Origin of the sequence: Paenibacillus contaminans, assembly GCF_003285015.1 — a bacterium.
Taxonomy (GTDB): Bacteria; Bacillota; Bacilli; order Paenibacillales; family NBRC-103111; genus Paenibacillus_V; species Paenibacillus_V contaminans.
The window spans coordinates 24,259-31,172 of record NZ_QMFB01000057.1 but is presented as its reverse complement, the minus strand read 5'-3'; the positions used below and the strand labels follow the sequence as shown (position 1 = coordinate 31,172).

The 6,914-nt window shown below is 55.6% G+C and carries 6 protein-coding genes; 5 read left to right on the top strand and 1 reads right to left on the bottom strand.

The features are described from left to right. On the bottom strand, nucleotides 1–1,307 hold a 1,307-nt coding region (locus DQG23_RS40790; protein ID WP_146762487.1), incomplete at its 3' end, for a DEAD/DEAH box helicase. 449 nt (nucleotides 1,308–1,756) lie between these two features. Here DQG23_RS40790 and DQG23_RS40785 point away from each other — a divergent pair. The 5 genes from DQG23_RS40785 to DQG23_RS40765 all read left to right on the top strand — a co-directional run bounded on the left by DQG23_RS40785 (nucleotide 1,757) and on the right by DQG23_RS40765 (nucleotide 6,877). After that, nucleotides 1,757–2,671 carry an ABC transporter ATP-binding protein gene (locus tag DQG23_RS40785; protein WP_238178259.1) on the top strand — a complete coding sequence of 305 codons (915 nt, stop codon included), beginning with the start codon at nucleotides 1,757–1,759 and terminating at the stop codon, nucleotides 2,669–2,671. Beyond that, nucleotides 2,668–3,408 carry an ABC transporter permease gene (locus DQG23_RS40780; protein ID WP_113036797.1) on the top strand — a complete coding sequence of 247 codons (741 nt, stop codon included), beginning with the start codon at nucleotides 2,668–2,670 and terminating at the stop codon, nucleotides 3,406–3,408. Before DQG23_RS40785 ends, DQG23_RS40780 begins: the two co-directional genes overlap by 4 nt. Before the next feature lie 181 nt (nucleotides 3,409–3,589). Continuing rightward, nucleotides 3,590–4,699 (top strand): sensor histidine kinase, encoded by a 1,110-nt coding sequence (locus DQG23_RS40775; RefSeq protein WP_113036796.1) that lies wholly within the window; start codon nucleotides 3,590–3,592, stop codon nucleotides 4,697–4,699. Nucleotides 4,700–4,717: 18 nt separating this feature from the next. Then, nucleotides 4,718–5,320 carry a response regulator transcription factor gene (locus DQG23_RS40770; RefSeq protein ID WP_113036795.1) on the top strand — a complete coding sequence of 201 codons (603 nt, stop codon included), beginning with the start codon at nucleotides 4,718–4,720 and terminating at the stop codon, nucleotides 5,318–5,320. A gap of 267 nt (nucleotides 5,321–5,587) precedes the next feature. Beyond that, on the top strand, nucleotides 5,588–6,877 hold the full coding sequence (locus DQG23_RS40765) for an MFS transporter (protein ID WP_113036794.1): 1,290 nt from the start codon (nucleotides 5,588–5,590) through the stop codon (nucleotides 6,875–6,877). Nucleotides 6,878–6,914: the final 37 nt, after the last annotated feature.

Here is a 6,914-nt window from a genome sequence, read left to right as displayed (position 1 = left end):
CGGCCCGCTCCCGACGCTCCGCGTCCGCGAGCGCTCTCGCCGCGCCCAAACCGCGGCTCTTCTCCGCCCGCTTCGCTGCGTCTTCCACCGCCGGCTGCGCCCCGGCCAGCTCCGGACGCTCCGCGGCCGCGGCCGCCTTCGCCGCGTTTGCCGGCGCCTTCGCTGCGAGCGCTTTGGCTCTCGGCGGGTGCTGAGCCCGCTTTGCCTTTTGGCAGCGTCATTTTGATCGCCTTCTCGATGATCTCGAGGTAGAACTGATCCCTCGGCGAGGCAAAAGTAACCGCTACGCCGGTCTGTCCCGCTCTGCCCGTTCTGCCGATCCGGTGAATATAGCTTTCGCCGTCATGCGGAATGTCATAATTGAACACATGCGTGACGCCTTCAATATCGAGACCCCTTGCCGCAATGTCCGTCGCGACCAGCAGCTGGATTTTGGCATCGCGGAATCTCTTCATGACTTGCTCGCGCTTCGCCTGGGACAAATCGCCGTGCAGCTCGTCCGATGCGTAGCCGCGTTCCTGCAGCTCCTGGTTGAGCGTGCTGGCCCGCCTTTTGGTCCGGCAAAAAATCATTGCCAAGTACGGATTCATCTCGTCGATCGTTTTGCAGAGCGCATCCTGCTTGCCCCGATCCGTCGTTTGCACGACACGCTGCTCGATTTCCTTGAGCGTCACCTGCTTGACAGGCCGCACGCGCACCTCGCGCGGCTGCCGCATAATTTGCTGCGCCAGATCGCGCACTTGTACCGGCATCGTAGCGGAAAACAGCATCGTCTGCTTCCGGTACGGCGTCTGTGTCAGGATCGATTCCACCTCGTCGCGGAAGCCCATATGCAGCATTTGATCCGCCTCGTCCAGCACGAGCATCGACACTTTATGGAGCTGCACCGATTCCCTCCGCAAATGATCGAGCAGCCTTCCCGGCGTCGCGACGATCAAATGAACGCCGCCCTCCAGCTTGCGCAACTGCCGTTCGACATCCTGTCCGCCGTATACGGCGAGTACATTTACCTTAACGACAGGAGCCAGCTTCTCCAGCTCGTCGGTAATTTGTATGGCCAGCTCGCGCGTCGGGGTCATAACGAGTCCCTGCACATGCGGAGAATCCGGGTTTATTTTCTCAAGCATCGGCAATACGAAAGCAAGCGTCTTGCCCGTCCCCGTCTGCGCCTCGGCTATCAGATCGTGGCCTGCCGCGATCAGCGGTATCGACTCCGCCTGCACCGGCGTAGCCTCCGTTATGCCGGCAGCCTGCAGCTGCTTAACTAACTCGGCGCGAATTCCTAATTGGTTGAAAGTCGTTGACATTTTCGTTTCGGTCTCCCTTTTTCAATATCTCATAAAGTATATCCTATGCTATTGTTCGTTTTCACGGTAAACGGATTCTTTCCTTAGAAAGGAGGCGAAGCCGTCTATTCTTGCTGCATGATGTACTCATTCTACAGGATGCGAAGCCAAAACGGAAATGCCATCCTGAAATCGGCTGTCTAAGCTCTTCACGAGGCTGAACTCGATCTGTAACCTCGCGGTCTTGATATACGCCAAAACACCCCCTGCCAAAACCGCCCGATACCGCATCCGCAGCTTTCGCTCAACGCTCGGCTCCCAATACACCGGTATTGCGATACAGGCGGCTCATCTTTACACCGGAAGAATCATGACAATTGTCATTCGCCGGAGTGACAAACCACCCTAACCGCACATTCTTAAGCCGTGTACGATAGAGACAGAAAGAATGCAGACGGGAGAGGATTTCCTTGTTCAATTCGATTACGTTCGAGAACGTAATGAAATCATATGGTACGCAGCATGCATTGAACGGTCTAAACGTATCTTTTGCAAAAGGGCACGTAACCGCGCTGTTAGGTCCGAACGGGGCGGGCAAAACGACCGCCGTCTCGCTTCTGCTTAACCTCGCGAGGCCGACCTCCGGCCGTGTGCTCGTGGGAGATATGCCGCCAGGCCATCGCGAGCTGCGCGAACGAATCGGCGCCATGCTTCAAGAAACGGCCGCGCCGGACGGACTGACGATCCGCGAAACGCTTCAGCTTTTTCGCAGCTACTACCGCAGGCCGCTTTCGCTGGAACGGCTGCTGCAAATCACAGGGCTGGAGAAGGAAGCCGGCAGACGTGCGTCATCCCTGTCCGGCGGGCAAAAAAGAAGACTCGCATTCGGCATCGCCCTCGCCGGCGATCCGGACATCATCGTGCTGGACGAACCTACGGTCGGGATGGATGTAGAGTCCCGCATTCGATTTTGGGAGGTTGTTCGGACGCTGGCCGACGGAGGACGTACCATTCTGCTGACCACCCATTACCTGGAAGAGGCGGACGCCGTTGCAGACCGTATTGTCGTCATTGCGAACGGACAGCTGGTTGCGGAAGGGACGCCTGAGCAATTGAAGTCCGCCCTACCGCTGCGTAAAGTCTCGTTCAAAGCTGGAAAGATGCCCGGAAAACAGATGCTGCTCAATTTGCCGGGCGTCGAGGAAGTCAAGATCGCCGGCAATCAAATCAGCCTGCTCGTCCACGATGCAGATAAGCTGCTGCCCGAATTGCTGCAATCTAATTGGGGAGTAACCGATATTCAGGTACATGCCGCCAGCTTGGAAACCGTTTTTCGGCAATTGACGGAAAACAACATATCAAAAGATTGGGGAATGATCAGATGAGAGGTTTTATCGCGCAATCCAAAGCCGAGAGCTTGCGGCTTGTCCGCAGTCCATTTTTCCTGTTGTTTTCCGTGCTTATGCCCCTTTCGTTCTATACGCTTTTCACCCTTCTCAATGGCGCGGATACCGAGATCGGCTCCGTAACCTGGGCCGCTTATTCGCTGATGTCCATGACCGCCTTCAGCTTGATCGGCACGGCGGCCGGCCAGCTCGGCATCCGGCTCACTTACGAACGCAAAGACGGCTTGCTGAAGCTTATTAAACTGACTCCTTTATCCACCGGCGCCTGGGTGTCCGCCAAGCTGGTCTCGCATATGATCGTTCACTTGTTTATCATTCTCGTCATGTTTGCGGTATCGGCGATCGCCTTCGGCACGGAGATGTCCGCCGCGCGCTGGATAGCATGCGGGATGTGGCTCCTCGGCGGAAGCCTGCCGTTTATGGCGCTCGGCATTCTGCTGGGCACGATCAAAAACACGGATGTGGTAACGGCCGTCTCGAATCTCGTTTACATGGGAATTTCGGTTGCGGGAGGATTGTGGATGCCGATCGGCACCTTTCCGTCCTGGCTGCAATCGGTAGGAGAATGGCTGCCGTCCCATGCCTATGCGAATGCAGCATGGCACTTGCTTGCGGGAAATTCTATTCTTCTGAGCGATTTTATGCTTCTGCTCGCTTACGGAATCGTTTTTATGCTGCTTTCCGTTTTCATTTTGAACAGGCGCGGGGCCGCATAAGCCTGTCGAAATCCAATAAATGACATCCCATCTTGATTCATTTCATGCCGGACCGACTCAAATGCATCGATTCATCACCTCATCTGCACGCTCACTGCGTTAATATGGTAGATTAGAAGTCGAGGTCTTCTCGGCTCTCGTTAAATATAAATACACACAAACGGAGCGGAGGTGAGAATCGATGAACAGAATGAAGCTAGACTTATTCAACGAAAATCTGTGGCAGTACTTGCTGCTGGTCAATATGGCCATTCCGCTTTATTTCATGCTTCAAGAGCCTGCCCCCCGCCTTGCGCCGGGGGTAGCGGCCTTGATCGGAGTAGTGGTCCTGCAGGTTTTGGCGGCTAAGCTCAAAAAGTATGCCGCGATTTGGGCAGCCTTGCAGCTTACGGTTATTTTGACACTCGGACTTCTGTATAATCCCATGTATGTGTACCTCGTTTTTTTAATGACGTATACTTTTATTGCGCTGAAGCTTCCCTCGCTTCTATATGTAACGTCCTATTTCGCGGCAGGCGTTATCGTCATCATAATTTCGTCCGGCCATATCGGAGAAATCCAGTTTTGGATAAACATCCTTCCGCCTATTTTCGGAGGCTGTGTCATGCCTTACGTGATCCGCGTTTCCGTCCGGTACCGGGAAATGGCGGAAAGGCTTCAGGCCGCGACCAAGCAAATCGAGCGCTTCGCCCAGCAGGAGGAACGGCATCGTATCGCCAACGAGCTGCACGACACGCTCGGACATACGCTTTCGCTGATCGCCCTCAAAAGCGAGCTTGCAGAGAAGCTTGCGCTTCGCGCTCCGGAGAGGGCCGCCTCGGAGGCCCGTGAAATCCGCACAGCGGCCAGCGCGGCCTTGAAGCAAATGCGCGAGCTCGTCTCGGATATGAAGATCGTTCGTTTGTCGGAGGAATGGGAGCATGCCCGGACGCTGTGCGCCGCAGCGAATGTCCAATTGATCGTGGAGGATCGCACGGCCCCCTACAAGCTCACTCCACTGCAGGAATCCGTGCTCGCGATGTGCGTCCGCGAAGCATTGACGAATATGGTTCGTTACAGCCGGGCAACGGCGTGCAAAATTGAACTTCATACGAACGACGAAGCTATTCGCTGCATCGTTTCCGATAACGGAATCGGAATCGGCGGCGATCCGCTTGCGGCAGCCGGGAACGGCATCCTTAGCATGAAGCATAGGCTAGGCTTGCTGGAGGGGCAGCTGTCCTATGAAACGAATGCCGGAAAAGGCACGCGTCTGAACATGGACATTCCTATCGTTCGCCGTAAATTGTAGATAAGGAGGGTTCACTTTATGATTCGCGTCATATTGGGAGACGACCAGCAAATGCTTCGCAGCGCTCTAGCCGCTTTGCTGAATCTAGAAGACGACATCGAGGTTGTCGCGCAAGGCGGGAACGGTGCCGAGGCGCTTGAGCTCGTACGGATTCATGAGCCCGACGTTTGCATTCTCGACATAGAAATGCCCGTCAAATCCGGACTGGACGTAGCGGAGGAGCTTCATGCGGCGGGACATCCGTGCAAAGTGATCATGCTGACCACCTTTGCGCGGGCCGGATATTTTCAAAGGGCGATAAAAGCAAGCGTCAAAGGCTACCTGCTTAAGGACAGCCCCAGCGAGGAACTGGCCGAGGCCATCAGACGAGTCGTCAAGGGCGGAAGGGTGATACACCCCGAATTGTCCCTTTCCATATGGGAGGATCAAAACCCGCTTACGCCAAGGGAGACGGAAATTTTAACGCTCGTATCCAAAGGAATGACGATGAAAGAGGTCGGCGAACGGCTCTTCTTAAGCCACGGCACCGTCCGAAACAATATGTCGGAGATCATTTCCAAGCTGGAGGCCAAAAACAAGACCGGCGCCATCCAAACCGCTCAGCAGAAGGGTTGGATCTAGTGTCTTGATACAAAATGAGTATAACGAAAAAATCGTCCGTGATCGTCCGCAAGGGTGATATAATCGTAGCAATATCATTCGGAGGTGCATGCGTCATGTTAAAAACTTATACATTCGCCCAAATCGCATTAATGAGGAAAATAAACAAACGGTAGAGCACGGGCGCGATTGAGGATACGTCTGGAAGGTGTGCGCCGTTGCAGCGTACATCCGAGAGGCGGCTCCGGATTGTGACGTGATATCTGCCGGAAAGGCGGATAAGCTAGTATGCGTTTTAGCGCGTCACAGTTATTTTTGACCATGAGATTCGTTGCTTCCCTCGCGGGAGCGACGATGTTTACGACTTATTCGGTATACTACATTACGGCACTTGGGCTTGACCCGCTGCAGCTGGTTTTCGTAGGAACCGTTCTCGAACTGACCGTTCTGGTTTTCGAAGGCGTCACGGGTGTCGTCGCCGATACGTACAGCCGCCGGCGCTCCATAATTGCGGGCATGTTCATACTGGGCTTCGGTTTCATCCTGGAAGGAAGCATTCTGGGGCTGGCGTCGTTAAGCTCCGTTATTTCTTTGTTCGTCTGGGTGTTGATCGCGCAGTTTTTTTACGGCTTCGGCCATACGTTTATAAGCGGCGCCGACACGGCTTGGATCGTCGATGAAGTCGGGGAAGAACATGCAGGAAAGCTTTTCATGCGGGCCAAAAGCATGTCTCTGCTCGCTACGCTTGCCGGCATCGCACTGAGCGTCGGCCTGTCCGCTTTGGCGCCCAACCTCCCCTATTTGATCGGCGGGGCCATGTATGCGGGACTTGGCGTTTATCTGCTCCTGTTCATGAAGGAAACCAATTTCGTTCCAGCGGAACGGGCGGAAGGCTCCTCCCACTTGCAGAGCATGAAGTCCACATGGTTGTCCGGCATGCGGACGGTTCGCCGACAGCCGGTCCTGCTTATGGTTCTTGTCGTTACGGTATTCAGCGGAGCGGCATCGGAAGGCTACGACCGGCTTTGGCAGGCGCATTTGATCGACGGCATCGGTTTTCCGCCGTATGCTTCGTTTCCGATGGGCGTATGGTTCGGAATAATTGCGGTCATTTCTACCTTTGTCAGCTTGTTGACCGTGCATTTTGCCGAAAAGCGGCTGGACATGAGCAATGAGCGTGTCGTCTTCCTCGGGATGCTGATCCTGACCGGGGCGCGCATCGCCGCGATCGTTTCGTTCGCCTTCGCGCCGAATTTCGGCTGGGCGCTCTGTTCCGTACTTGTGCTCGGGGTCATCGGCGCGCTCAGCGGACCGATATTCGATACCTGGCTGAACCTAAACATCGAAAGCAAATCGCGCGCCACCGTACTTTCGATGATGAGCCAGTCGGATGCGCTCGGCCAAACCGCAGGCGGTCCGCTTGTCGGCTGGGTCGGCAGCCGCCATTCGCTCCGGGCGTCGCTCGTGGTCGCAGCCGCTCTGCTCACGCCGATTCTCGGCGTTTTCGGCACGGTGCTGCGCCGGCGCAAAGGCGGNGGCGTTTTCGGCACGGTGCTGCGCCGGCGCAAAGGCGGATAATCGTCTCCGGCACAGGTCTCCCGTCAGTCCAAAAAGC

What these genes read in the sequence shown, in the direction of transcription:
- DQG23_RS40775 (WP_113036796.1), top strand. Translation starts at nt 3,590, where the DNA reads ATGAACAGAATGAAGCTAGACTTATTCAACGAAAATCTGTGGCAGTAC.
- DQG23_RS40770 (WP_113036795.1), top strand. Translation starts at nt 4,718, where the DNA reads ATGATTCGCGTCATATTGGGAGACGACCAGCAAATGCTTCGCAGCGCT.
- DQG23_RS40780 (WP_113036797.1), top strand. Translation starts at nt 2,668, where the DNA reads ATGAGAGGTTTTATCGCGCAATCCAAAGCCGAGAGCTTGCGGCTTGTC.